The following is a 24,329-nucleotide window of genomic DNA, read 5'->3' as shown; positions in this document are numbered from 1 at the left end:
CCCCATGACCGGCACCACCGCGACCGTGAACGCCGACGAGAAGCTCAGCTGGCTCATCGAGGGCCTGCTGGAACGCACTTCAGGTGCCCGGCACGCGCTCGTGCTCTCCCGCGACGGGCTGAAGCTGTGCCGTACGGGAGGGCTCACCTCGGACCAGGCCGACCAGCTTGCCGCGATCGCCGCCGGGATCCAGTCGCTGACCCACGGGGCGTCCGTGGAGTTCGGGGACGGCAGCGGGGGCATTCGGTCGGCGATGGCCGAGTTCTACGGCGGGGTTCTGTTCATCGTCGAGGCGGGCGCGGGCGTACACCTCGCCGTGGTCACCGACGAGGAGGCGGACGCCGGGGCCGTCGGGCACAACATGAGCGAGTTCGTGGAACAGCTCGGCGGACACCTGAACGCGCTGCCGCGTACGTCATGAGCCGCCCGGGCAGGGACGACGCGCCCGACCGGCTCTACACGCTCACCGGCGGACGCAGCCGGTCCGCGCCCGACACCCCCTTCGACCTGGTCACGCTGATCGTCGCCGAGTGCGATCCGGTGCCGGGCATGCAGTCCGAGTACGCGGAGATCCTGCGGCTGTGCGAGCGGCCGACGGCGGTCGTGGAACTCGCCGCCGTGCTGCGGCTGCCGGTGAGCATCACCCGGATCCTGCTCTCCGACCTCCTCGCCGCGGGCCGCGTCCGGGCCCGTCATCCGCGCCGGGGCGATACGGGCGACGCCCCCGATCCCGACGTACTGGAGCAGGTGCTCGTTGGCCTCCGAAATCTCTGAGACGACTGAAACGGCTACGACGCGACCCGTTGCCCTCGGCGGGCCCAGGTTCCAGGCCGAACCCGCCGCGCTGTACCGGGAGTTGCGGCGTGAGCACGGTGCCGTGGCGCCGGTGGTCCTCGACGGGGACGTACCGGCGTGGCTCGTCCTCGGCTATCGCGAGCTGCACCAGGTCACCGGCGATCCGGTGCTGTTCAGCCGGGACTCCGGCCTGTGGAGCCAGTGGCCGCACATCCCCGACGACTGGCCGCTGCTGCCGATGATCGGCCGTGGGCAGCCGTCGATCCTCTACACGGTCGGCGAGCGGCACCGCGAGCGCGCCGCGATGATCAGCGACGCGCTCGACGCCGTCGACGCCTTCGAACTCCGCGGCCACACCGAGAAGTTCGCCGACGAGCTGATCGACGCGATCTGCGCCAAGGGCGAGACGGACCTCGTCGCGGACTACGCGATGCTGCTGCCCGTGCGCGTACTGGCGACCCTGTACGGGTTCGCCGAGGAGCAGGGCCCGGGTCTGGTCACCGCCCTCAACGACATGATCAACGGGCGCGAGAACGCCCTCGCGGGGCAGCGGCATCTCGCCACATCCATGGCGCGCCTGGTCGCGGACCGGGCGGCGCGGCCCGCGGACGACGTGGTGAGCCGCATGCTCGCCACGGGACATGCAAAAGAAGCCTCCGGCTTCACGTACGAGGAGATCACTCAGGACCTGATGGTGATGATGGCCGCGGGTCATCAGCCGACGGCGGACTGGATCGGCAACTCGTTGCGGCTGATGCTGACGGACGACCGGTTCGCGGCCTCGCTGTTCGGCGGCCAACACAGTGTCGCGGAGGCCATGAACGAGGTGCTGTGGGAGGACACGCCCACGCAGAACGTGGCCGGTCGCTGGGCCTCCCGCGACACCCAGCTCGGCGGTCGCCGGATCCGCGCGGGCGATCTGCTGCTGCTCGGCCTCCAGGCCGCCAACAGCGACCCGCAGGTACGCGTCGACGGCTCCGCCCTCACCGGCGGCAACAGCGCCCACTTCTCCTTCGGCCACGGCGAGCACCGCTGCCCGTTCCCGGCCCGGGAGGTCGCGGAGGTCATCGCGCGTACGGGCATCGAGGTGATCCTCGACCGGCTGCCCGACCTCGACCTGGCCGTACCGGCCGACTCGCTCACGCGCCGCCCGTCGCCGTGGCTGCGGGGGCTGACGGAACTGCCGGTGAGGTTCACACCGAGTCCTGCCCTGGGCGGCGGCGCGCGCTGAACGCCACAGTCCAGCGGCAAGCGCCGTACCTCTGACGGCCACGCAAGCGCCGCACGCCGTACTACGTCCGACCGCCACGCAAGCGCCGTACGACAGACCGCCATACAAGCGCCGTACGACCGACCTTGGAGGCCCCTGCCCATGACCACCGAGACGAGCCCGGCCGCCCCGGCCCGTATCGCCCTCGATCCCTTCGTCACCGATCTCGACGGCGAGAGTGCCCGGCTGCGTGCCGCGGGGCCGCTCGCCGCCGTGGAGTTGCCGGGCGGGGTGCCGGTGTGGGCGGTCACGCATCACGCCGAGGCCAGGCAACTGCTCACCGATCCCCGGCTGGTGAAGGACATCAACGTCTGGGGCGCCTGGCGGCGCGGCGAGATCCCGCCGGACTGGCCGCTGATCGGGCTGGCGAACCCCGGCCGTTCGATGCTCACCGTGGACGGTGCGGAGCATCGCCGGATGCGTACGCTCGTCGCGCAGGCGCTCACGCCTCGGCGCGTGGAGCGGATGCGGGAGCGGATCACCAAGCTGACGTCCGGTCTCCTCGACGCGCTGCCCCAGGGCGCGGGGGCCCCCGAGGTCGTCGACCTGAAGGCGGCGTTCGCGTATCCGCTCCCCATGTACGTCATCGCGGACCTCATGGGTATCGACGAGGCCCAACTCCCCCGCCTCAAGGAGCTGTTCGAGAAATTCTTCTCGACCCAGACGCCGCCCGAGGAGGTCATCGCCACGCTGACCGAGCTGGCGGGGATCATGGCGGAGACGGTCGCGGCGAAGCGCTCCGCTCCCGGCGACGACCTCACCAGCGCGCTGATCCTCGCCTCCGAGGACGGTGACCGTCTCACCGACGAGGAGATCGTCTCGACGCTCCAGTTGATGGTGGCGGCCGGTCACGAGACGACGATCTCCCTCATCGTCAACGCGGTCGTGAACCTGTCCACGCATCCCGAGCAGCGCGAGCTGGTGCTGGCCGGGGCGGCCGGCTGGTCATCGGTGATCGAGGAGACCCTGCGCTGGTCGACGCCCACGTCCCACGTCCTGATCCGGTTCGCGACGGAGGACGTCCCGGTCGGCGACAAGGTGCTCCCGGCAGGGGACGCCCTGATCGTCTCGTACGCCGCGATCGGCCGCGACGAGAAGGCCCATGGCCCGACGGCCGGCGACTTCGACATCACGCGCGTCCCGGAGAACCGCCACATCTCCTTCGGCCACGGCCCTCACGTCTGCCCCGGCGCGGCCCTGTCCCGCCTGGAGGCGGCGGTCGCGCTGCCCGCGCTGTACGAACGCTTCCCGGAGCTGGACCTGGCGGTCCCGGCGTCGGAGCTCCGCCACAAGCCGGTGGTGACGCAGAACGATTTGTTCGAGCTGCCGGTGCGGTTGGGGGTTTGAGGGGATACGGGGCCTGGCCTCGGCGGGCCTTTCCGCCGAGCAGTCCCCGCAGCCCGCGCAGCCCTCCGACGAGGCCGGGGCCTGTTGGCCCGCCTCGGTCACGCGGAGGCCGAGTTCGGCGTCGAGACGCGTCTCCGCCGCCGGGGTGGGGTCGTCACCATTCCGCTCGCGCAACATCGCGCGGGTCCGCTCGGCGCGCTCCGCCCGCTCGGCGGGAGTGAGAGCGCCCCGGCGAACGCCTGATCCTCGGCGGAACCGTAAGCCGCTAAGTGGCTTTACGCTCCTGGCTTAGTCCACTACTCTGTACGTCGAAGTGCAGCATGCTGAACAGTCTCGTCTTGGATGGCCCTCGTGAATCTCCCCCGCGCAGACCGTTCCCCGTCGGCCGACGCGACCGCGGCCGTGGGTGCCGCGACGCAGCCGGAAGCAGTCGCGGCACCCGGAGACGGACCGGGCCCGAGGCGTGGCTGGGGCTCCCTCGGCCCCGTCGGCCTGGTGCTGGCCGGGGGAGTGTCCGTTCAATTCGGTGGGGCGCTTGCCGTGAGTCTGATGTCGCGGGCCGGGGCGCTCGGGGTGGTGAGCCTGCGGCTCGTCATCGCCGCCGTCGTGCTGCTCGTCATCTGCCGGCCGCGGCTGCGCGGGCATTCGCGGGCCGACTGGGGGACCGTCGTCCTCTTCGGGGTCACCTTGGCCGCCATGAACGGGCTCTTCTACCAGGCGGCCGCCCGCATCCCGCTCGGCCCCGCCGTCACCCTCGAAGTGCTCGGCCCCCTCGCGCTCTCCGTCCTGGCCTCACGTCGCGCGATCAACTTCGTCTGGGCCGGCCTCGCCCTCGCCGGTGTCTTCCTGCTCGGCGGCGGGGGCTTCGGCTCGCTCGATCCGGTCGGCGTCGCGTTCGCCCTGTCCGCCGGAGCCATGTGGGCGGCGTACATCATCTTCAGCGCGCGTACGGGCCGCCGGTTCCCGCAGGCCGACGGGCTCGCGCTGGCCATGGTGGTCGGCGCGGTGCTGTTCCTCCCGCTGGGCATCGCCGAGTCGGGAGCGAAGCTCCTGGACCCGACCATCATCGCCCTGGGCGCCGCCGTCGCCGTCCTCTCCTCCGTCCTCCCGTACACCCTCGAACTCCTCGCCCTGCGCCGCCTCCCCGCCTCCACCTTCGCGATCATGATGAGCCTCGAACCGGCCGTCGCCGCGATCGCCGGTTTCCTCGTCCTCAGCCAGACCCTCACCCTGACGGAGTCCCTCGCGATCGGCCTGGTCATCGCGGCGAGCATGGGCGCGGTACGGACGCAGGTCGGGCGGGGGAAGGCCCGGAACGTCGCTTGAGTTGTCACACGAAACCGGCGCCTGCGACGTGTCGGGGCGGCTTCCGCGCCGCTTGACAGGCCGCAGGCCTCGATAGGGGCGCGGGGCAGAACCACCCCTCCCGCGGAGCGCCCCGCTGGGAAAAATTTCCAAGCATGCTTGCTTGTTTTTCCTGCGGCTGCCATGCTCCGGAACACACCACGCCCGTACTCGACGACCTGCGCGAGGAGAGCGACGAACTCGACCGGATCGTAAGGGAGTTGAGCGAGGAGGAGTGGGCGCGTGCGACGCCCGCGCCCGGCTGGAGCGTCGCCCACCAGATCGCACACCTCGCCTGGACCGACCGGGCCGCGCAGCTCGCGGTGCACGACCCGGAGGCCTTCGCGACGGAGGTGCAGAAGGCCTTCGGCTCCTCGGACACCTTCGTGGACGAGGGAGCCGAGGAGGACGCCGGACTCCCGCCCGCCGAGCTCCTGGCCCGCTGGCGGCAGAGCCGCGCGCTCCTCCAGGTCGCGCTGCGAGCGGCACCGCCAGGCGCGCGCTTCGCCTGGTTCGGGCCGCCGATGTCCACCGCCTCCATGGCCACCGGCCGGATCATGGAAACCTGGGCCCACGGGCAGGACATCGCCGACGCGCTCGGCCTCGCACGCACCCCCACCAACCGGCTCCGCCACGTCGTACGCATCGGCGTCCGGGCCCGCGATTTCGCCTTCTCCGTACGGGGGTTGAGCGCGCCGCAAGACGAGTTCCGCGTCGAGCTCGCGGCGCCCTCGGGGGACGACGTCTGGACGTACGGCCCCGAGGACGCACCCCAGCGCGTCACCGGACCCGCGCTCGACTTCTGCCTGCTGGTCACCCGGCGGGCCCACCGCACCGACCTCGACGTGCAGGCCGAAGGGCCGGACGCCGACCGGTGGCTGGACATCGCCCAGGCCTTCGCGGGACCGCCGGGCGCGGGACGCGAGCCGAAGGGGGCCACCGGGTGAGCCCGGAAGGGATCGCGGAAACGAGCCCGAAAAAGGCCCCGCCCCTCCGCATCGGCAACGCCTCCGGCTTCTACGGCGACCGCTTCGACGCGATGCGCGAGATGCTCACCGGCGGCCCCCTGGACGTCCTCACCGGCGACTACCTCGCCGAACTCACCATGCTCATCCTGGGCCGGGATCGCCAGAAAGACCCCCGCGCCGGATACGCCCGCACCTTCCTGCGCCAGCTGGAGGAGTGCCTCGGGCTCGCACACGAGCGAGGCGTACGCATCGTCGCCAACGCCGGTGGCCTCAACCCGGCCGGACTCGCCGACGCCGTAAGGGAGTTGGCCGGGCGTCTCGGCATCCCGTGCCGCGTCGCCCACGTCGAGGGCGACGACCTCACCGCAGCCCACCCGGGCAGCCTCGCCGCGCACGCCTACCTCGGTGGCTTCGGTATCGCCGCCTGTCTGCGCGCGGGCGCGGACATCGTCGTCACCGGCCGCGTCACCGACGCCGCGCTGGTCACCGGGCCCGCCGCCGCCCACTTCGGCTGGCGGCAGGACGACCATGACCGGCTCGCGGGCGCCGTCGTCGCAGGGCACATCCTGGAGTGCGGAACCCAGGCCACCGGCGGCAACTACGCCCACTTCACCGACCACCCCCGGAGCACCTTCCTCCACCCCGGCTTCCCGCTCGCCGAACTCCACGAGGACGGCTCCAGCGTCATCACCAAGCACGACGGCACCGGCGGCGTCGTGGACATCGGCACGGTCACCGCGCAGCTCCTGTACGAGACGGGCGCCGTCCGGTACGCGGGACCGGATGTCACCGCCCGGCTCGACTCCGTACGGCTCACTCAGGAGGGCCCGGATCGCGTACGCGTCGACGTCGTACGCGGCGAGCCCCCGCCGCCCACCCTCAAAGTCGGCCTCAACCGGCTCGGCGGCTTCCGCAACGAAGTCGTCTTCGTCCTCACCGGACTGGAGAACGAGCAGAAGGCGGCCCTCGTACGGGACCAGATGGAAGCCGCGCTTGCGAACGCCAAGTCCCGCCCCAGCGACGTGACTTGGGAGCTGGCCCGCACCGACCGGACCGACGCCCCGACCGAGGAGACCGCGAGCGCGCTGCTCCGGCTCGTGGTGCGGGACGCCGATCCCGAGGTGGTGGGGCGCGCCCTGAGCGGGGCCGCGGTCGAGCTCGCGCTAGCCAGTTACCCGGGATTCCACGTCACGGCGCCACCCGGGAAGGGCAGCCCGTACGGGGTGTTCGAGGCCGCGTACGTCGAGCAGGGCGCCGTCCCGCACACGGCCGTGCTGCCCGACGGCAGCCGCGTACGCATCGATCCGCCGGCCCGGACGCGCGCGCTCGCGGACCTGGACGAACAGCCGGTGCTGCCCGAGCCGCTGCCCGACGGCCGGGTGCGACGGGCGCCGCTCGGGTGCGTCGTCGGCGCCCGTAGCGGCGACAAGGGCGGCGACGCGAACGTCGGCCTCTGGGCGCCCACGCACGACGCGTGGCGCTGGCTCGCGCACACCCTCACCGTCGACCGCTTCCGCGAACTCCTCCCGGAAACCGCCGGCTTGACGGTCGTACGGCACGTACTGCCCAACCTCCGCGCCCTGAACTTCGTCGTCGAGGGACTCCTCGGCGAGGGCGTCGCCTCGCAAGCTCGCTTCGACCCGCAGGCCAAGGCCTTCGGCGAATGGCTCCGCTCCCGTCACCTGGACATCCCGGAGGTACTGCTGTGACCGTCCTGGCGACCGCGCTCGACACCACAGGCCCCGACTACACGGCCCACCGCGAAGCCATGCTCGCCAAGCTCGCCGACCTCGACGCCGAGCACGCGAAGGCCCTCGCGGGCGGCGGCGAGAAGTACGTCACCCGGCACCGCGAACGCGGCAAGCTGCTCGCCCGCGAACGCATCGAGCTGCTCCTCGACCCGGACACGCCGTTCCTGGAACTCAGCCCACTCGCGGGGTGGGGGAGCGAGTACACCGTCGGCGCCTCGCTCGTCACCGGGATCGGCGTCGTCGAGGGCGTGGAGTGCCTGATCACCGCGAACGACCCGACCGTACGCGGCGGAGCCAGCAACCCCTGGAGCCTGAAAAAGGCGCTGCGGGCCAACGACATCGCCCTCGCCAACCGGCTGCCGTGCATCAGCCTGGTCGAGTCCGGTGGCGCCGATCTGCCCTCCCAGAAGGAAATCTTCATCCCTGGGGGCGCGATTTTCCGCGACCTCACCCGGCTGTCCGCCGCCGGGATCCCGACCGTGGCGGTCGTCTTCGGCAACTCGACTGCCGGAGGCGCGTACATCCCCGGTATGTCCGACCACGTGATCATGGTCAAGGAGCGGGCGAAGGTGTTCCTCGGCGGGCCGCCCCTGGTGAAGATGGCCACCGGCGAGGAGAGCGACGACGAGTCCCTGGGCGGCGCCGAGATGCACGCGCGCGTGTCGGGTCTCGCGGACCACTTCGCGGTCGACGAGCCGGACGCGCTCCGCCAGGCACGCCGGGTGATCGCCCGCCTCAACCACCGCAAGGCGTACGGCGATCCTGGGCCCGCCGCGCCCCCCAAGTACGACGCGGACGAGCTCCTGGGCATCGTCCCTGGAGACCTGAAGGTGCCCTTCGACCCGCGCGAGGTCATCGCCCGTATCGTCGACGGCTCCGACTTCGACGCGTTCAAGCCGCTCTACGGGACGAGCCTCACCACCGGGTGGGCCACGCTCCACGGCTATCCGGTGGGTGTGCTGGCCAACGCGCAAGGGGTGCTGTTCAGCGAGGAGTCCCAGAAGGCGGCCCAGTTCATCCAGCTCGCCAACCAGCGCGACATTCCGCTGCTGTTCCTGCACAACACCACCGGCTACATGGTCGGCAAGGAGTACGAACAGGGCGGCATCATCAAGCACGGCGCGATGATGATCAACGCGGTGTCCAACTCGACGGTGCCGCACCTCTCCGTGCTCATGGGGGCCTCGTACGGGGCCGGTCACTACGGGATGTGCGGGCGGGCGTACGACCCGCGTTTCCTGTTCGCCTGGCCCAGCGCCAAGTCGGCCGTCATGGGGCCTCAGCAGCTCGCGGGTGTCCTGTCGATCGTGGCCCGGCAGTCGGCCGCCGCCAAGGGGCAGCCGTACGACGAGGAGGGCGACGCGGCGCTGCGTGCCATGGTGGAGCAGCAGATCGAAGCCGAGTCCCTGCCGATGTTCCTGTCCGGGCGGCTGTACGACGACGGGGTCATCGACCCGCGCGACACCCGCACCGTCCTCGGCCTGTGCCTGTCCGCGATCCACACGGCGCCCTATGAGGGCGTACGCGGTGGCTTCGGCGTCTTCCGGATGTGAGGGAGGGAATCGCGTGATTTCCCGTGTGCTGGTCGCCAATCGGGGCGAGATCGCCTGCCGCGTCTTCCGCACCTGCCGTGAGTTGGGAATCCAAACGGTCGCCGTGTACTCGGACGCCGACGAAAACGCCCTCCACGCGCGCGTGGCCGACGCGGCCGTACGGCTGCCCGGTGCGGCGCCATCGGATACGTACCTCCGCGGCGAACTGATCGTGAAGGCTGCCCTGAACGCGGGCGCGGACGCCGTGCACCCCGGCTACGGCTTCCTCTCCGAGAACGCCGACTTCGCCCGAGCCGTCCTCGACGCGGGCCTCGTCTGGATCGGCCCACCGCCCGAGGCGATCGAGGCGATGGCCTCCAAAACGCGCGCCAAGGAGCTGATGGGGCTCGTCTCGCTGACCGACGCCAAGGACGTCAAGGAGGACGACCTGCCCGTCCTGGTGAAGGCCGCCGCGGGCGGAGGCGGGCGCGGCATGCGTGTCGTGCGCCGACTGGCCGATCTGGGAGACGAGTTGGCGGCAGCGCGGGCCGAGGCCCTGAGCGCCTTCGGAGACGGCGAGGTCTTCGTCGAGCCCTACGTGGAGGGCGGTCGGCATGTCGAGGTGCAGATCCTGGCCGACACGCACGGCACGGTATGGCCGCTCGGCACCCGCGACTGCTCCCTCCAGCGCCGCCACCAGAAGGTGATCGAGGAGGCTCCGGCCCCAGGTTTGACATCCGAACTGACCGACTCCTTGCACGCGATGGCCGTACGAGCGGCCCGTGCCGTCGATTACGTGGGCGCGGGCACGGTGGAATTCCTCGTAGCCGACGGCAAGGCGCACTTCCTGGAAATGAACACCCGGCTGCAGGTCGAGCACCCCGTCACGGAGGCGGTGTTCGGCATCGACCTCGTGGCCCTCCAGCTCCGGATCGCCGAGGGCGCCGCCCTGGACGACAGCCCGCCACTCCCGTCCGGCCACGCGATCGAGGCCCGCCTGTACGCCGAGGACGCGGCGAACGGCTGGACCCCACAGACCGGCACCCTGCACCGCCTCACCCTCCCCGGCATCCGCCTGGACACGGGCTACGAGGACGGCGACACGATCGGCGTCCACTACGACCCGATGCTCGCCAAAGCCGTCGCACACGCCCCCACGCGCGCGGAGGCCCTGCGCAAGCTGGCGGGCGCCCTGGAGAGGGCGACGATCCACGGCCCGGTCACCAACAGAGACCTCCTCGTACGCTCGCTCAGGCACCCGGAGTTCACGTCGGGCCGCATGGACACGGGCTTCTACGACCGGCACCTGGGCGAACTGACCGAGCCCGCATGCGACCCACTCGCCCACCCGTCTCCCACCACCGCCCTCAACGGAGTCGCTGCGCGACCACCTCTAGTTGCCTTGGCCGCCGCCCTCGCCGATGCGCAAGGCCGCTCCCGCTTCGGCGGCTGGCGCAACCTGCCGTCACAGCCGCAGACCAAGCGCTACCTGATGGACGGCACCGAGCACGAGGTCCGCTACCACCACACCCGCGACGGCCTGACCGCCGACGGGGCACGCGTCCTGTACACGGCTGCCGACCTGGTCGTACTCGAAGTGGCCGGCGTACGACGGAACTTCGAGGTCAGCCGCTACGGCGACGAGATGTACGTGAACACCACCGCCCTCAGGGCCCTGCCCCGCTTCCCCGACCCCACGGCCCAGCAGGAGCCAGGCTCCCTGCTGGCACCGATGCCGGGAACGGTCGTACGGGTCGCGGAGGGGCTGGCCGAGGGGTCCTTTGTGCGGGCAGGGGAGCCCCTCATCTGGCTGGAGGCGATGAAGATGGAGCACAAGATCTCGGCCCCGGTCTCGGGCACGCTGAGCGCCCTGCACGCGTCGCCAGGCCAGCAGGTAGAGCCCGGCACCTTGCTAGCGGTGGTCCAGGACAACGAACCCCCTTCCCCCTGAGGAGCCCCATGTCCCCCGTCGTGGAAACCGAAGAACACGCAGCCCTCCGAGCAGCAGTCGCAGCCCTGGGCAAACGCCACGGCCGCAACCACACCCCCGAAGACCTCTGGTCCGAGACAGCCAAACTCGGCTACCTAGGAGTCAACCTTCCCGAGGAATACGGCGGCGGAGGCGGCGGCATATCCGAACTCTCCATAGTCCTGGAGGAGTTGGGAGCCGCAGGCTGCCCCCTCCTCATGATGATCGTGTCGCCGGCGATCTGCGGCACGGTGATCGCCCGCTTCGGCACAACAGAGCAGAAGCAGGAATGGCTACCAGGCCTCGCAGACGGCACCCGCCTCATGGCCTTCGGCATCACCGAACCGGACGCCGGCTCCAACAGCCACCGCCTCACCACCACAGCCCGCCGGGACGGCAACGGCACCGACTGGCGCCTCACCGGCCGCAAAGTCTTCATCTCCGGAGTGGACAAGGCCGACGCCACCCTCATCGTCGGCCGCACGGAGGACGCACGCACCGGCAGGCTCAAGCCCTGCCTGTTCATCGTCCCGCGCGAAGCGGCCGGCTTCGAGCACCGCCGCATCGACATGGAACTCCACACCACGGAGTACCAGTTCGAGCTCACCCTCGACGACGTACGACTGCCCGCGGACGCCCTCGTCGGCGACGAGGACGCCGGCCTGCTTCAGCTCTTCGCCGGGCTCAACCCGGAGCGCATCATGACCGCCGCGTTCGCGATCGGCATGGGCCGCTACGCGCTCTCCAGGGCGATCGAATACGCCCGCGAGCGCACCGTATGGAAGGAACCCATCGGCGCCCACCAGGCCATCGCGCACCCCCTCGCCCAGGCGCACATCGACCTCGAACTCGCCCGCCTGATGATGCAGAAGGCCGCCGCCCTGTACGACGCGGGCGACGACACCGCCGCCGGGGAGGCCGCCAACATGGCGAAATACGCGGCAGGCGAGGCCTGCGTGAAAGCCGTCGACCAGGCCGTGCACACCCTCGGCGGCAACGGCCTGACCAGCGAGTTCGGCCTCGCCTCACTCATCACGGCGTCCCGCGTGGCCCGGATCGCCCCCGTCAGCCGGGAGATGATCCTCAACTACGTCTCCCACCAGACCCTGGGCCTGCCCAAGTCGTACTGACCAGCACCCGCTGTGACAGGTACGCGAGGAGGAACCATGTTCCGCAGCGAACCGAGGGAGTACGCATGACCCTGGTGCGCCGGTCGCACGAGCGCGGCATCACCACCCTCACCCTCGACTCACCGGCCAACCGCAACGCCCTGTCCATCGCCCTCGTGGCCGAACTGGCGGACGCGCTGAAACAGTGCGGCAAGGACGGCGACGTACGCGCCGTCGTCCTCACTCACACCGGGAACACGTTCTGCGCGGGCGCCGACCTTCGCCATCCCCCGCAGCCGATGACGCTGGTCCGGCTGCTGAGGCAGATCATCGAGCTGCGCAAACCCGTCGTGGCCCGGACCACCGGGCACGTACGGGCGGGCGGCCTCGGCCTGCTCGGCGCCTGCGACATCGCGGTCGCCTCCGCCGAGGCCACCTTCGCCTTCACGGAGGTACGCATCGGCGTCGCGCCCGCCGTCATCTCGCTGCCGCTCCTGCCCCGCACCGACCCGCGCGCCCTCAGCCGTTACTGCCTCACCGGCGAGGACTTCGGATCGGCCGAAGCGGCACGCATCGGCCTGCTGACGGCGGCCGGCGGCGACGTCGACGAGGTGCTCGAACCCATCCTCGACGGCCTGCGCAGAGCCTCCCCCCAAGGCCTGCGGGAGACGAAGCGGCTGCTCACGGCTAAGGTGCTGAAGTCCTTCCACCAGGACGCCGGCGAGCTGGCCGGGCTCTCGGCCCGCCTGTTCGCCTCCGCCGACGCCCGCGAGGGCATAACGTCCCTCCTCGAACGACGGGATCCCCCATGGGTGCTGTGAACGCCGGGCTCGCGGACCCCAAGCAGGACCGCGCCCCGAAGCAGGACCGCAGCCGCGCCACCCGGCAGCGGCTGCTGGAAGCCGCCGTGGCCTGCCTCGCCGAACACGGCTGGGCGGGCTCCACGGTCTCCGTCGTCGCCGAATGCGCAGGGGTCTCCCGCGGCGCCGCCCAGCACCACTTCCCGACCCGCGAAGACCTCTTCACGGCAGCCGTCGAGTACGTCGCCGAACAGCGCTCCACCGCCCTGCGCGACCTCTTCCCCGACGGCCCCACGGACCGCCGCGCCGTCGTCCGCGCCCTGGTCGACCTCTACACGGGCCCACTCTTCCGCGCAGCCCTCCACCTCTGGGTCGCCGCCTCCAACGAAGTCCAACTCCGCCCGCGCGTCACGGAGCTGGAGGCCCGCGTAGGCCGCGAGACCCACCACATCGCCGTGGAGGTTCTGGGCGCGGACGAATCCCGCCCCGGCGTCCGCGAAACCGTCCAGGGCTTCCTCGACATGGCCCGAGGCCTCGGCCTCGCCAACCTGCTCACGGACGACGCGACGAGGCGGGAACGGATCGTCGCACAGTGGGCGGAGATCCTGGACGACGTACTGGACTGACCGACCGCGGACGGGACGGGACGGTATCGACCGGTCACGGACTGAGTCGCCTGCTCAGGGACTGAGCCGCTCCACCCGCCACCCGCCCCCGGGCGTCGCGACATACCGCAGCCGGTCGTGCAGCCGGTTCTCCCGCCCCTGCCAGAACTCGACCGCCTGCGGCTCGACACGGAAGCCGCCCCAGTTCGGCGGCACCGGAACCTGCTCGCCCTCCGGGTAACGCGCCGCCAACTCCGCGTACGCCACGTCGAGTTCGACCCGTGAGGCGACCACCGTGGACTGCGCGCTAGCCCATGCGCCGAGCTGGGAGCCGTGCGGGCGGGTCCGGAAGTACGCGGCCGTCTCGTCACGCCCCGTACGCCGTGCGACACCGCTGACGACGACTTGGCGGGCCAGCGCGTGCCACGGGAACAGCAGCGAGACGTACGCGTTCTCCGCCAGGTCGCGCGCTTTACGGGACTCGTAGTTCGTGTAGAAGACGAAACCCCGCTCGTCGAACTGCTTCAGCAGCACCGTCCGCGAACTCGGCCGGCCCGCCGCGTCCACCGTGGACACGACCATGGCATTCGGCTCGTACACCGCGCCCTGCCCCGCGCCCTGCCCCGCGGCCTTCGCCGCCTGCCGGAACCAGCGCGCGAACTGCTCCACCGGGTGCTCGGCCAGCTCGGTCTCGTCGAGTCCTTCGGCCCGGTACTGCTTGCGCATCAAGGCCGGGTCGAGGACGGGGTCATGGTCATGGTCGGTCACGCGGTCATCTTGCCGTATCCCGATCGCCCCAAACAGCGAGGTTCCTGCCGGGCGTGTGCTTCATCACACGTGGCACTGAGTGCCGCGAACTCTCCCCAAAGGTGGCACCGAGGGATATCGTCCTGTGGTCGAAACGGGTGACAGCCCGCCGTAGCGGGCATCACCCGGGTAGCACGTACGTACGGACCGCGAGTCCAGCCGCGACCGCGGAACCGCACGTCGGCACCCGCCCAGCATGAACGTACGCACAAGCCGCAAAGCAACACCTGCACCGCAAACCCCAAACGCAACCCCCACAACGCACCCATCCGTCGCCCACATCATGAGGAGCCGCCTGATGTCCGACTTCGTACCCGGACTCGAGGGAGTCATCGCTTTCGAGACGGAGATCGCCGAACCGGACAAGGAAGGCGGCGCCCTGCGATACCGGGGCGTCGACATCGAGGACCTGGTCGGCCACGTCTCCTTCGGCAACGTCTGGGGCCTCCTCGTCGACGGCGCCTTCAACCCCGGCCTGCCGCCCGCCGAGCCCTTCCCGATCCCCGTCCACTCCGGCGACATCCGCGTGGACGTCCAGTCGGCACTCGCCATGCTGGCCCCGGTCTGGGGCCTGAAACCCCTGCTGGACATCGACGAACAGCAGGCCCGCGAGGACCTCGCCCGCGCCGCCGTCATGGCCCTGTCCTACGTCGCCCAGTCCGCCCGCGGCCCGGGCCTGCCCATGGTCCCGCAGAGCGAGATCGACAAGGCCCAGTCCGTCGTCGAACGCTTCATGATCCGCTGGCGCGGCGAACCCGACCCCAAGCACGTCGCCGCGGTCGACGCGTACTGGACGTCGGCGGCCGAGCACGGCATGAACGCCTCCACCTTCACCGCCCGCGTCATCGCCTCCACCGGCGCAGACGTGGCAGCGGCCCTCTCGGGCGCGGTCGGCGCCATGTCCGGCCCCCTCCACGGCGGCGCCCCCTCCCGCGTACTCGGCATGATCGAAGAGATCGAACGCACCGGGGACGCCGAAGCCTACGTACGCCAGGCCCTCGACAAGGGCGAACGCCTCATGGGCTTCGGCCACCGCGTCTACCGCGCCGAAGACCCCCGAGCCCGAGTCCTCCGCCGCACCGCCCGCGAACTCGGCGCCCCCCGCTTCGAAATCGCCGAAGCCCTCGAAAAGGCCGCCCTCGCGGAACTCCACGCCCGCCGCCCCGACCGAGTCCTGGCGACGAACGTCGAGTTCTGGGCCGCCATCATCCTCGACTTCGCCGAGGTCCCGGCCCACATGTTCACCTCGATGTTCACCTGCGCCCGCACGGCCGGCTGGTCAGCCCACATCCTGGAACAAAAGCGCACGGGCCGCCTCGTACGGCCGTCGGCCCGCTACGTGGGTCCCGGCACGCGCGACCCGCGCGAAATCGAGGGCTACGGGGACATCGCCCACTGAGCGCACGCGTACCTGGAGCGCTGGAACGCAGACGACCCGCGAGCTCTGGTCCCCTCCGAGGAGGGAGCCGGCCGGACTTACCGGCGAGCTCGCGGGTCGGGTGACTGCTTGAGATTGGGCCGGCTGCGCGTGTCTAACCCGCGCTGGTCCGGCACCGCACTGGATGTGGTGACGGGCCGCTAGCCCGCAGCCACCTCGCTTGTCCGGGTTTCATTCATGTACCCGATCACCTCCTTTCGGCGTGGGGCACACATTAGGAACCGCTCGGACTTCGTTCAACCGGTTTTTGGGTACGCCACGAATCTGCGGACTCCGGGAGGCGGGCAGCGCATGCGCGTGGTGACGTGGAATCTGTGGTGGCGGTTCGGGCCGTGGGAGCGGCGGCGGAAGGCGATCTTGGCGGTGCTGCGGGACTTGCGGCCGGATGTGGTCGGGCTGCAGGAGGTGTGGGCCTGCGGCGGGGAGAACCTGGCGGAGTGGCTGGCGGACGAGTTGGGGCTGCACTGGACGTGGGCCGCTTCGGAGGCCCCGGAGTCGTGGCAGCGGAGGCTCGGGGACTCGACGGTCGACTTGGGCAATGCCGTGCTCAGCCGGTGGCCCGTCGTGGACCGGGCGGTGGCGCGGTTACCGAAGCCTGACGGGGAGGACGACGGGCGGCTGGCGCTGTATACGCGTCTGGACGCGCCGGGCCATCCGGTGCCGTTCTTCACGACGCACCTGACCTCCCTCACTCACGCTTCAGCAGTGCGGTGCGAACAGGTCCGTGTTCTCGCCGGCTTCGTCGCGGATCATCGTCACGGGACCGCGTTTCCACCGGTCGTCACCGGCGATTTCAACGCCTGGCCCGACTCGGACGAAATCCGGCTGTTCGGCGGCTACAAAACGGCACCGGCCGTCCCCGGTCAGGTGTTCCTCGACGCCTGGGAGTACGCGGCTCCAGGGGCCCCGGCGGCCACTTGGGTCGCGGCCAATCCCTACATCAAGCCCGGCAATCCCGACGTCCGCCTCGACTACATCCACGTCGGACCGCCGGGCCCGAACGGCCTCGGCCACGTCCGCTCGGTGCACCGCGCGGGCGACGGCCCCGTCGACGGCGTATGGCCGTCCGACCACGCGGCGGTCGTCGCGGACTTGGCGGCGGTCCCGGCCGGCTGACCGGCACAGGGCTTGCGGGACCTGTGAGGTGCATTTCCGGCGTGCAACGATTTTCTTCAATCTTGTGGGAACCCGGTGTGTGCTGCGTCACGTTCGAGTTGAATGATTCCTAGTGAGTGATTCGCAGTGAGGGAACTGACGCGCGGGCGAGCCGCGCAGGACACGCCGACACGGCCTGCAGGGGGTGCCAGGTGAGTGCTTCCCGGCGTAGTGGGACCACGGACGAGCTGGGGCCGCAGGAGCCCGAGCGGGACGGGTCCGATCTGCTTGCCGCTTTGCTGGATGGGATGGACGCGGCGTTGTGCGCTTTTGACGCCGACGGTGTCGTGACCCATTGGAACCGTGAGGCGGAGCGGATTCTCGGGTGGAGCGCGGAGGAAGCGGTCGGGCGGCGCGGGTTCGCCGGGTGGGCCGTGCGGACCGCGGACGCCGAGGAGGTCGAGAGCCGGCTGATGTCGGCGATGCACGCCCCGGGCCGGCAGGTGCACGAGTTCGCGCTGCTCACCAAGGACGGCGGACGGGTCCTCGTACGCACCCAGTCCGCGGCCGTGCGCGGGCCGAACGGGAAGCCCGCAGGGGTCTACTGCGCCTTCAGTGAGGTGCACGCACAGATTGATCTGGAGCGGTCGATCGCCCTGAGCGAGGCGCTGCTCGAGGACGCGTCATGGGGCGTCGTACTCGTCGACGCCGATCTGCGGCCTGCCGTGGTCAACGCGCACGCGGCTCGTGCGCTCGGCATAGGGCGTACGGCCGTACTGGGGCGCCCGCTGGGCGAGTTGCTCGCGCAGGGGGTCGAGGAGCTGGAGAGCGCGCTCACGCATGTGCTCGCCGAGGGGGCGCCGCCCGCGCCCGCCGAGATGTGGGTGACCGTGCGCACGCCGGAGGGCGAGAAGCGGCGGTGCTGGCGGAGCGGCTTCCTGCGGCTGTCCTCGCCGCTCGCGGAAGAGCCCGTACCCCTTGGTGTCGGCTGGCTCTTCCAGGATGTGACCGAGAGCAAGCAGAGCGAGCAGGAGGCCTCGCAGCTGCGGTTCCGGGCCAACCAGCTGCACCGCGCCGCGCGCGCGGCGGCCGAGTGCGAGGAGCCGGCCGAGGCCGCGGTCGTCCACCTGGACTTCTCGCTGGCCGGGTTCGCCGACCACGCGCTGATCGACCGGGTCGCGGGCGGCTCCGTACGGGACGGCGAGGAGCCGGTACGTCTCGTACGGGCCGCTGCCACGCCCTCGGGCGCTCCCGGCCCGAGCCTGCCCGCCGACGGGCGCGCCGGGCTGCCCGCGCGGTACGCCGAAGGGCATCCCGCCTTCCAGTGCGTGGAGCGGATCGGTTCCGTACGGGCCAGTGCGGGCGCGTCGGATCCCGAGCAGATCCGTGAGTGGGCCGTGGCCCGGCAGTGGCCGGCCGACGCGGTGCACGCTCTGTGCGCGGTGCTGCGCAGCAGGGGCCGGACCCTGGGCGTCGTGACGTTCCTGAGGGGCGCCAGCCGTACGCAGTTCGAGCGGACCGACGCGATGTACGCCGAGGATGTCGCGGTACGGATCGCCGCGCTGCTGGACCTGGCGGATGAGCACCTCGCGGAGGGGCGGGAGCGGGGCTGAGCCGCGCCGCCGACACCTCACCGCCGGTACCGGTTCACCGCAGATAGAAGATCCGCTTCACCGCAGATAGAAGATCCGCTTCACCGGAGATAGAAGATCCGGTCCGCGTACTCCTCGAAGACGCGGGCGTTCCATTCGTGGCCCCCGTCCACGTTCCCCGAGCGCAGGAGCGGGGGCTCGATGCCGCGGTCCGCGAGAGCGCCCGCGGTCGTGGCCATGACCGCCTGGAGGAGCGCCGACGTGACGACGCCGGAGGCGGGGGCGAAGGGGGCGGGGACGGTGTCGAGGGTGAGTTCCGCGTCGCCGACCGGGATCTTCGAGTCGAGGACGAGGTCGCAGTGGTCCTTCAGGTACGTACCCGAGGCGTGCCGGGACTTCGTCTCGGAGGCGTACGCGACCGACGTGATCCCGATGACCTTGAGGCCCAGGGCGCGGGCGTGCATGGCCATCTCGATGGGCAGGGCGTTGCGTCCGGAGAGGGAGATGATCACGAGGAGGTCTCCCGCACGGGCGGGGCTGGAGTCGAGGACGGCGGTGGCGAGGCCTTCGACGCGTTCCAGGGCGGAGCCGAGTGTGGCCGGTACGACGTCCACGCCGACGGCGCCCGGTACGGCGAGCAGGTTCATGAGTGCGAGGCCGCCCGCCCGGTAGACGATCTCCTGCGCGGCGAGCGAGGAGTGTCCGGCGCCGAAGGCGAACAGCCGTCCCTCGGCGGCGACCGTGTCGGCGATCAGCGTCCCGGCGGCCGCGATGCCCTCGGCCTCCTCGTCCCGCAACCGCTCCAGCAGCCCGATCGCGGCGTCGAAGAACCGCCCGCCCAGCTCGCTCCCACTGATCGTCACCGGCGAAGCCCCTTCGAAGTCGCGTCGCTGAGCGCGCGCCGGGGGAGCCACTGAACCGCCGCCCCGCCACGGCCGTACTCCCGGTCGTGCCGCGGATCACGTTGCGGTCTGGACCAGTGTGCTGTCAATACGGCGACTGGGGCGGGCGCGGAGGCAGTCTTCTACCCGCCGCGCAGACATCCGTAACCCTCTGCTTTCGCCCGCACGACACGGTTGTCAGCGGGATGAGTCAGAATTGACGTCAGGGCCAGCGCACACGCCGGTGAGCCACTCAGCCTCCGGCAGATCACATCGAGGGGCACGTATGTCCGGACTGATCGACACCACGGAGATGTATCTCCGCACCATCCTCGAGCTGGAGGAGGAAGGTGTGGTCCCCATGCGCGCCCGTATCGCCGAGCGGCTCGACCAGAGCGGGCCGACGGTCAGCCAGACGGTGGCGCGGATGGAGCGCGACGGCCTGGTGGCGGTCGCCAGCGACCGGCATCTGGAGCTCACGGACGAGGGCCGCCGGCTGGCCACGCGCGTGATGCGCAAGCACCGTCTCGCGGAGTGCCTGCTCGTCGACGTGATCGGTCTGGAGTGGGAGCAGGTACACGCCGAGGCCTGCCGCTGGGAGCACGTGATGAGTGAGGCGGTCGAGCGCCGCGTCCTGGAGCTGCTGCGCCACCCGACCGAGTCGCCGTACGGGAATCCGATCCCGGGCCTGGAGGAGCTGGGCGAGAAGGACGGCGCCGACCCGTTCCTGGACGAGGGCATGGTCTCGCTGGCCGACCTCGACCCCGGGACCGAAGGCAAGACGGTCGTCGTACGCCGCATCGGCGAGCCCATCCAGACGGACGCCCAGCTGATGTACACGCTGCGGCGGGCCGGTGTGCAGCCCGGTTCGGTGGTCAGCGTGACGGAGTCCGCGGGCGGCGTCCTGGTGGGCAGCGGCGGCGAGGCGGCCGAGCTGGAGGCGGACACCGCTTCACATGTTTTCGTAGCGAAGCGCTGACGGCGAGTGATCGGGCGGGTTAGGGTTCCAACCTCCTCGCAGGGTCGGCCGAAGGGGCGACTCCGGCGTGGGGAGGTTGCCCTGGGCGTCGATCGGCGGGGGGTGGGGGCCCGTCGGTTCACTCCTGCCACAGTGCTGGCCGGACGCACCACTCTCATCGAAGCCATCGATGACCCGACCTGACACGCACGCCAACTCGCCTTTCTTTGCGGGCAGTTGACTGTTCCTGAACGCAGCGCATTCACGGGTTGCGTGTAAGTCTGTCTCTGGGAGGAGGGGGAGGCATATGCGCCACGGAATGTTCGAGGGCCCCGGCGCCCTGCGGCGCCGGGGCCTGACCTCCCCTGTGCTGACCCGGAGCCCCGAGCTCCCAGGGTCATCCCCTGCGGACCGATTTCCCCGAGCGGCCCGCCTCCCGCAGAAGATCTCCCCTCGGCAGCGGCGATCAATCCCTGAACGAGGTCACTCAAACGAGGGGTGTTAGCGTGCATGGAGCGCATTTTCGAACGCGTATTCGATAGCGTGGTGACGGAACCACCGCACGGGACGCAGGAACAAGCAACGCGCACAACCAGCGAGCACCAGCACCAGGAGCAGCGGAACGACGAGCCAGTACGGGAGCGGCGGCCGACTCGTGTGGGACGAGGAAGCCGAGTGGATCAAGGGGGGTGCCAACGTATGGTGCGGCGCATCGACGTGACCGGAGCAGGCGGCGTAAGCCTCGCCGCCTGGGAGTTCGCCGATCCTCCCAAGACCGGGGAGGTCGACCGGACGCCGGGCGTGCTGTTACTGCACGGCCTGATGGGCCGTGCCTCACACTGGGCGTCCACCGCCCGCTGGCTCTCCGAGCGGCATCGCGCCGTCGCCCTCGACCAGCGCGGCCACGGCCAGAGCGACAAGCCCCCCGAGGGTCCGTACACACGTGAGGCATACGTCGACGACGCCGAGGCCGCGCTCGAACAGCTCGGTCTCGCCCCGGCCGTCCTCATCGGCCACTCCATGGGCGCACTGACCGCCTGGCAGCTCGCCGCGAAGCGCCCCGACCTCGTCCGCGGCCTGATCATCTGCGACATGCGGGCCTCCGCACTCGGCGCGGCCTCACAGCGCGAATGGGAGGCGTGGTTCAAGTCCTGGCCCGTCCCCTTCGCCACCCTCGCCGACGTCCGCAAGTGGTTCGGCGAGGACGACCCCTGGGTGGAGCGCCCCAACCCCTCCCGCGGCGAGTTCTACGCCGAAGTCATGGCCGAGTCCGACGACGGCTGGCGCCCCGTCTTCGACCCCGCCCAGATGCTCAAGTCCCGCGAGACCTGGGTCTACGACGCACACTGGGAGGAACTGGCCCAGGTCCGCTGCCCCGCCCTCGTCGTCCGCGGCCTCGACGGCGAACTTGGCCGCGCCGAGTCCCAGGAGATGGTCCGCGTCCTCCCCCACGGCCAGTACGCGGAGGTCGCCGACGCCGGGCACCTTGTGCACTACGACCAGCCGGACGCTTGGCGAGCGGCGATCGAGCCGTTTTTGGACGGCGTGCTCACCGGGTGAGACGACGGGGGCTCAGGGGTGAGACCTCGGGCTCACCCCTGGACCGTCCCTGCATCACCGATGGACCGTCCCTGCCTCACCCCTGGCGCGCCCCTGCCTCACCCCTTGCTGACCGCCGCCAGAATCTCCGGCAGCCGCGCCGCCGTCCGCGGTGCGGAGAGTCGCAGCCCCAGCAGCGTGAGACCCGCGCCGTACGCGGTCCCCAGCGGCAGCAGCAGCCATGTCCAGTCCTCTCCGCCCGCCGACACATGCAGCCAGATCGTGAGCGCGATGACCGGCGCGCACAGCAGGGCCGCCGCGAGCATGCCGCCGAAGATGGAGATCCAGGCGATGCCCGCCTGACCGGGGGCGGCGTTCTTGTAGCCCTCCTGCGGGATCGAGTACGGGTAGCGCGCGGAGGACCAGGCGCCGGTGGCCAGCATCGCGCCGAGCAGTGCGAAGGACAGGCCCAGGGCTTCGGGCAGGGCGGGCCAGTCGCCGAGCATCGCCGTGGTCAGGACGGTCACGAATGTCGCGTACGGGAGTGTGATCAGCAGGAGCGCCAAGGCCCGGCCCCGCAGCTCGACATACGCGTCCCGCGTGGAGGAGATGGTCAGGGCGACCATCCAGAACGCGGACGTGTCCTGCCCGAACTGGTTGTACATCAGGACGCCGAGCATCCCGGCGGCGAAGCAGGCGAGGTAGATCGAGCCGGTGCCCTGCAGCGCGTTGAACACCGGCACGATCAGCCCGATCGCGAGGTAGGTCACCCACGCGGCCTTCGTCTTCGGATCGCGCCACACATACCGCAGGCTGCGCTCCATGACCGTGCCCGTGCGCCCGGCGGGCAGCAGCCGGGACAGGCCGGACGAGCGGCCCGCCGTGTCCCGTGTGGGCTCGGCGGCCTGCAGCGTGGAGCCGTCCGGCGAGGTCATCAGCCGCGTCAGGCTCCGCTGCCAGAGCGCCAGCAAGCCTGCCAAGGCCCCGGCGCTCAGGGCGAGTTGGGCGACTCCAGTGGCGTACGAACCCTCGTTCACCGAGTCCACAGCGCCGATCGCCGAGGCGGGCGGCACCCAGCGCAGCACCTCGGCCGCCGGGTCCAGCGTCGACAGGCCCGAGGAGCCGAGCTTCTGCGCCCCGAAGTTGACGAGCTGCGCGCCCACGGCGATGACCAGGCCGCTCAGTACGGCGAGATCGCGGCCCCTACGGCTGCTCAGCAGCCGGATGTTGGCCGCCGCGACGGCACGCGCGAGCGCCACACAGACCAGCAGCGCGAGGACGATCGCGACGACCCCGGTGACGTACGCGGCCATGCCGTGCGCCATCGCGATCACGGAACCGGCGAACATGCACAGCGTGAACAGCGGCCCGATCCCGACCAGCGAGGCCACCAGGAGGGCCCGCACGAGAGGGCGTGGGTGCAGCGGCAGCATCACCAGGCGGGTGGGGTCGAGGGTCTCGTCACCGCCGGGGAAGAACAGGGGCATCACGGCCCAGCCGAGCGCCAGGACGGCGGTGAGCAGCACGGTGACGCTCGCCGCGTGCGCATTGCCGCGCAGCGCGATCAGCCCGATGAGCTGGAGCGCGGCGAAGAGCAGGACGAAGACGATCGACGCGACGTACGCGGCCCGGCGCCCGGCCGACTGCCGCAGACCGTTGCGCAGCAGGGACAGCTTCAGGCGTACGACGACGGGGGTGACCGATTCGGCAGCGGTGACGGTGCTCATCGGGCGCCGCCGCCCAGCCAGTCGAGGTCGGAGCCGGTGTCGCGGCCGTTCGCCCCGACGAGTTCGAGGAACGCCTGCTGAAGGGAGCGTTCCGTGCCGCGCACTTCGGCGAGCGTGCCGTGGGCGCGGATGCGGCCCGCGGCCATCACGGCGACCCAGTCGCACAGCGACTCGACCAGCTCCATGACGTGGGAGGAGAAGACGACGGTGGCGCCGGAGGCGGTGTAACGCTCCAGGACGCCGCGGATCGTCTGCGCGGAGACGGGGTCGACGCCCTCGAACGGCTCGTCCAGGAAGAGGACTTCGGGGTTGTGGAGGAGGGCGGAGGCGAGGGCGATCTTCTTCCGCATCCCGGTCGAGTAGTCGACGACCAGCTTGTGCTGGGCGCCGGCCAGGTCGAGTACGTCCAGGAGCTGGGTGGCCCGCTTGTCGACCTCGGCACCGGGCAGCCCCCGCAACCGCCCGGTGTACGCGAGGAGTTCCCGCCCCGACAGCCGCTCGAACAGCCGCAGCCCCTCGGGCAGCACCCCGATACGGGCCTTGACCTGAGCCGGATCACGCCACACGTCATGCCCGACGACCTCGACGGACCCGTGGTCGGGCCGCAGCAGCCCGGTCACCATCGACAACGTCGTGGTCTTCCCGGCCCCATTAGGCCCGACCAGCCCGACAAACCGCCCCGCGGGCAACTCCAGATCAACCCCCGCAACGGCAACCTGCTCCCCGAACCGCTTCCACAACCCCTGCACGCGTACGGCGACTTGACCCGCCGTGGTTCCCTCGGTCATGGGGGGCACGATAC

Annotated in this window: 21 protein-coding genes; 17 read left to right on the top strand and 4 right to left on the bottom strand. The window is 70.9% G+C overall.

Annotation, left to right across the window (positions count from 1 at the left end; translation table 11 throughout):
* The first annotated feature begins 4 nt into the window (after window positions 1–4).
* The 12 genes from G6048_RS20895 to G6048_RS20840 all read left to right on the top strand — a co-directional run bounded on the left by G6048_RS20895 (window position 5) and on the right by G6048_RS20840 (window position 13,511).
* Window positions 5–421 carry a roadblock/LC7 domain-containing protein gene (locus G6048_RS20895; RefSeq protein WP_165341097.1) on the top strand — a complete coding sequence of 139 codons (417 nt, stop codon included), beginning with the start codon at window positions 5–7 and terminating at the stop codon, window positions 419–421.
* Window positions 418–774, top strand: a complete 357-nt coding sequence (locus tag G6048_RS20890; protein ID WP_165341092.1) for a DUF742 domain-containing protein — start codon at window positions 418–420, stop codon at window positions 772–774. Before G6048_RS20895 ends, G6048_RS20890 begins: the two co-directional genes overlap by 4 nt.
* On the top strand, window positions 755–2,026 hold the full coding sequence (locus G6048_RS20885) for a cytochrome P450 (protein WP_206341846.1): 1,272 nt from the start codon (window positions 755–757) through the stop codon (window positions 2,024–2,026). Before G6048_RS20890 ends, G6048_RS20885 begins: the two co-directional genes overlap by 20 nt.
* Window positions 2,027–2,167: 141 nt before the next feature.
* Complete coding sequence (locus tag G6048_RS20880; protein ID WP_165341091.1) at window positions 2,168–3,412, top strand: cytochrome P450 family protein; 1,245 nt, start codon at window positions 2,168–2,170, stop codon at window positions 3,410–3,412.
* Between the two features lie 342 nt (window positions 3,413–3,754).
* Entirely contained in the window at window positions 3,755–4,738 is a 984-nt protein-coding gene (locus G6048_RS20875; protein ID WP_165341090.1) for an EamA family transporter, read from the top strand.
* 134 nt (window positions 4,739–4,872) lie between these two features.
* On the top strand, window positions 4,873–5,703 hold the full coding sequence (locus G6048_RS20870; protein WP_165341089.1) for a TIGR03084 family metal-binding protein: 831 nt from the start codon (window positions 4,873–4,875) through the stop codon (window positions 5,701–5,703).
* Window positions 5,700–7,433 (top strand): acyclic terpene utilization AtuA family protein, encoded by a 1,734-nt coding sequence (locus G6048_RS20865; RefSeq protein WP_328826524.1) that lies wholly within the window; start codon window positions 5,700–5,702, stop codon window positions 7,431–7,433. Before G6048_RS20870 ends, G6048_RS20865 begins: the two co-directional genes overlap by 4 nt.
* Window positions 7,430–9,028, top strand: coding sequence for an acyl-CoA carboxylase subunit beta (locus G6048_RS20860; protein WP_165341087.1), 1,599 nt, complete (start codon window positions 7,430–7,432; stop codon window positions 9,026–9,028). Before G6048_RS20865 ends, G6048_RS20860 begins: the two co-directional genes overlap by 4 nt.
* Before the next feature lie 13 nt (window positions 9,029–9,041).
* A complete protein-coding gene (locus G6048_RS20855) occupies window positions 9,042–10,958 on the top strand; it encodes an acetyl/propionyl/methylcrotonyl-CoA carboxylase subunit alpha (RefSeq protein ID WP_165341086.1) in 1,917 nt (638 codons plus the stop codon).
* 8 nt (window positions 10,959–10,966) lie between these two features.
* A complete protein-coding gene (locus G6048_RS20850) occupies window positions 10,967–12,106 on the top strand; it encodes an acyl-CoA dehydrogenase family protein (protein WP_165341085.1) in 1,140 nt (379 codons plus the stop codon).
* Window positions 12,107–12,171: 65 nt separating this feature from the next.
* Complete coding sequence (locus G6048_RS20845; protein WP_165341084.1) at window positions 12,172–12,906, top strand: enoyl-CoA hydratase family protein; 735 nt, start codon at window positions 12,172–12,174, stop codon at window positions 12,904–12,906.
* The gene (locus G6048_RS20840; RefSeq protein WP_165341083.1) at window positions 12,894–13,511 is read left to right on the top strand and encodes a TetR/AcrR family transcriptional regulator; all 618 of its coding nucleotides are present in this window, start codon (window positions 12,894–12,896) and stop codon (window positions 13,509–13,511) included. The genes G6048_RS20845 and G6048_RS20840 overlap by 13 nt, the downstream gene beginning before the upstream one ends.
* 54 nt (window positions 13,512–13,565) lie before the next feature.
* On the opposite strand, the gene pdxH is transcribed toward G6048_RS20840, so the two are convergent.
* The gene (pdxH, locus tag G6048_RS20835) at window positions 13,566–14,258 is read right to left on the bottom strand and encodes a pyridoxamine 5'-phosphate oxidase (RefSeq protein WP_165341082.1); all 693 of its coding nucleotides are present in this window, start codon (window positions 14,256–14,258) and stop codon (window positions 13,566–13,568) included.
* 337 nt (window positions 14,259–14,595) lie between these two features.
* Here pdxH and G6048_RS20830 point away from each other — a divergent pair, with 337 nt between their 5' ends.
* The 3 genes from G6048_RS20830 to G6048_RS20820 all read left to right on the top strand — a co-directional run bounded on the left by G6048_RS20830 (window position 14,596) and on the right by G6048_RS20820 (window position 18,443).
* Window positions 14,596–15,696 carry a citrate synthase 2 gene (locus G6048_RS20830; protein WP_165341081.1) on the top strand — a complete coding sequence of 367 codons (1,101 nt, stop codon included), beginning with the start codon at window positions 14,596–14,598 and terminating at the stop codon, window positions 15,694–15,696.
* A gap of 330 nt (window positions 15,697–16,026) precedes the next feature.
* The gene (locus tag G6048_RS20825; protein WP_165341080.1) at window positions 16,027–16,851 is read left to right on the top strand and encodes an endonuclease/exonuclease/phosphatase family protein; all 825 of its coding nucleotides are present in this window, start codon (window positions 16,027–16,029) and stop codon (window positions 16,849–16,851) included.
* A 191-nt stretch (window positions 16,852–17,042) separates the two neighbouring features.
* On the top strand, window positions 17,043–18,443 hold the full coding sequence (locus G6048_RS20820) for a PAS domain-containing protein (RefSeq protein WP_165341079.1): 1,401 nt from the start codon (window positions 17,043–17,045) through the stop codon (window positions 18,441–18,443).
* An 80-nt stretch (window positions 18,444–18,523) separates the two neighbouring features.
* On the opposite strand, the gene G6048_RS20815 is transcribed toward G6048_RS20820, so the two are convergent.
* Window positions 18,524–19,279 (bottom strand): SIS domain-containing protein, encoded by a 756-nt coding sequence (locus G6048_RS20815; RefSeq protein ID WP_165341095.1) that lies wholly within the window; start codon window positions 19,277–19,279, stop codon window positions 18,524–18,526.
* A 310-nt stretch (window positions 19,280–19,589) separates the two neighbouring features.
* On the opposite strand from G6048_RS20815, the gene G6048_RS20810 reads away from it, so the two are divergent.
* Entirely contained in the window at window positions 19,590–20,282 is a 693-nt protein-coding gene (locus G6048_RS20810; RefSeq protein WP_165341078.1) for a metal-dependent transcriptional regulator, read from the top strand.
* Between the two features lie 678 nt (window positions 20,283–20,960).
* Window positions 20,961–21,821 (top strand): alpha/beta fold hydrolase, encoded by an 861-nt coding sequence (locus G6048_RS20805; protein ID WP_165341077.1) that lies wholly within the window; start codon window positions 20,961–20,963, stop codon window positions 21,819–21,821.
* 98 nt (window positions 21,822–21,919) lie between these two features.
* Here G6048_RS20805 and G6048_RS20800 read toward each other — a convergent pair whose 3' ends face one another.
* Together G6048_RS20800 and G6048_RS20795 are read right to left on the bottom strand one after the other, a co-directional pair.
* Window positions 21,920–23,527 (bottom strand): transporter, encoded by a 1,608-nt coding sequence (locus tag G6048_RS20800; protein ID WP_165341076.1) that lies wholly within the window; start codon window positions 23,525–23,527, stop codon window positions 21,920–21,922.
* Complete coding sequence (locus tag G6048_RS20795; protein ID WP_165341075.1) at window positions 23,524–24,315, bottom strand: ABC transporter ATP-binding protein; 792 nt, start codon at window positions 24,313–24,315, stop codon at window positions 23,524–23,526. The genes G6048_RS20800 and G6048_RS20795 overlap by 4 nt, the downstream gene beginning before the upstream one ends.
* Window positions 24,316–24,329 lie beyond the last annotated feature (14 nt).

This window comes from Streptomyces ureilyticus, from assembly GCF_011045025.1.
GTDB classification, from domain to species: Bacteria; Actinomycetota; Actinomycetes; order Streptomycetales; family Streptomycetaceae; genus Streptomyces; species Streptomyces ureilyticus.
This window is presented reverse-complemented; position numbering and strand designations above follow the sequence as displayed.

What these genes read in the sequence shown, in the direction of transcription:
- G6048_RS20895 (WP_165341097.1), top strand. Translation starts at nt 5, where the DNA reads ATGACCGGCACCACCGCGACCGTGAACGCCGACGAGAAGCTCAGCTGG.
- G6048_RS20890 (WP_165341092.1), top strand. Translation starts at nt 418, where the DNA reads ATGAGCCGCCCGGGCAGGGACGACGCGCCCGACCGGCTCTACACGCTC.
- G6048_RS20880 (WP_165341091.1), top strand. Translation starts at nt 2,168, where the DNA reads ATGACCACCGAGACGAGCCCGGCCGCCCCGGCCCGTATCGCCCTCGAT.
- G6048_RS20875 (WP_165341090.1), top strand. Translation starts at nt 3,755, where the DNA reads ATGGCCCTCGTGAATCTCCCCCGCGCAGACCGTTCCCCGTCGGCCGAC.
- G6048_RS20870 (WP_165341089.1), top strand. Translation starts at nt 4,873, where the DNA reads ATGCTTGCTTGTTTTTCCTGCGGCTGCCATGCTCCGGAACACACCACG.
- G6048_RS20850 (WP_165341085.1), top strand. Translation starts at nt 10,967, where the DNA reads ATGTCCCCCGTCGTGGAAACCGAAGAACACGCAGCCCTCCGAGCAGCA.
- G6048_RS20845 (WP_165341084.1), top strand. Translation starts at nt 12,172, where the DNA reads ATGACCCTGGTGCGCCGGTCGCACGAGCGCGGCATCACCACCCTCACC.
- G6048_RS20840 (WP_165341083.1), top strand. Translation starts at nt 12,894, where the DNA reads ATGGGTGCTGTGAACGCCGGGCTCGCGGACCCCAAGCAGGACCGCGCC.
- G6048_RS20830 (WP_165341081.1), top strand. Translation starts at nt 14,596, where the DNA reads ATGTCCGACTTCGTACCCGGACTCGAGGGAGTCATCGCTTTCGAGACG.
- G6048_RS20825 (WP_165341080.1), top strand. Translation starts at nt 16,027, where the DNA reads ATGCGCGTGGTGACGTGGAATCTGTGGTGGCGGTTCGGGCCGTGGGAG.
- G6048_RS20810 (WP_165341078.1), top strand. Translation starts at nt 19,590, where the DNA reads ATGTCCGGACTGATCGACACCACGGAGATGTATCTCCGCACCATCCTC.
- G6048_RS20805 (WP_165341077.1), top strand. Translation starts at nt 20,961, where the DNA reads ATGGTGCGGCGCATCGACGTGACCGGAGCAGGCGGCGTAAGCCTCGCC.
- G6048_RS20800 (WP_165341076.1), bottom strand. Translation starts at nt 23,527, where the DNA reads ATGAGCACCGTCACCGCTGCCGAATCGGTCACCCCCGTCGTCGTACGC.
- G6048_RS20795 (WP_165341075.1), bottom strand. Translation starts at nt 24,315, where the DNA reads ATGACCGAGGGAACCACGGCGGGTCAAGTCGCCGTACGCGTGCAGGGG.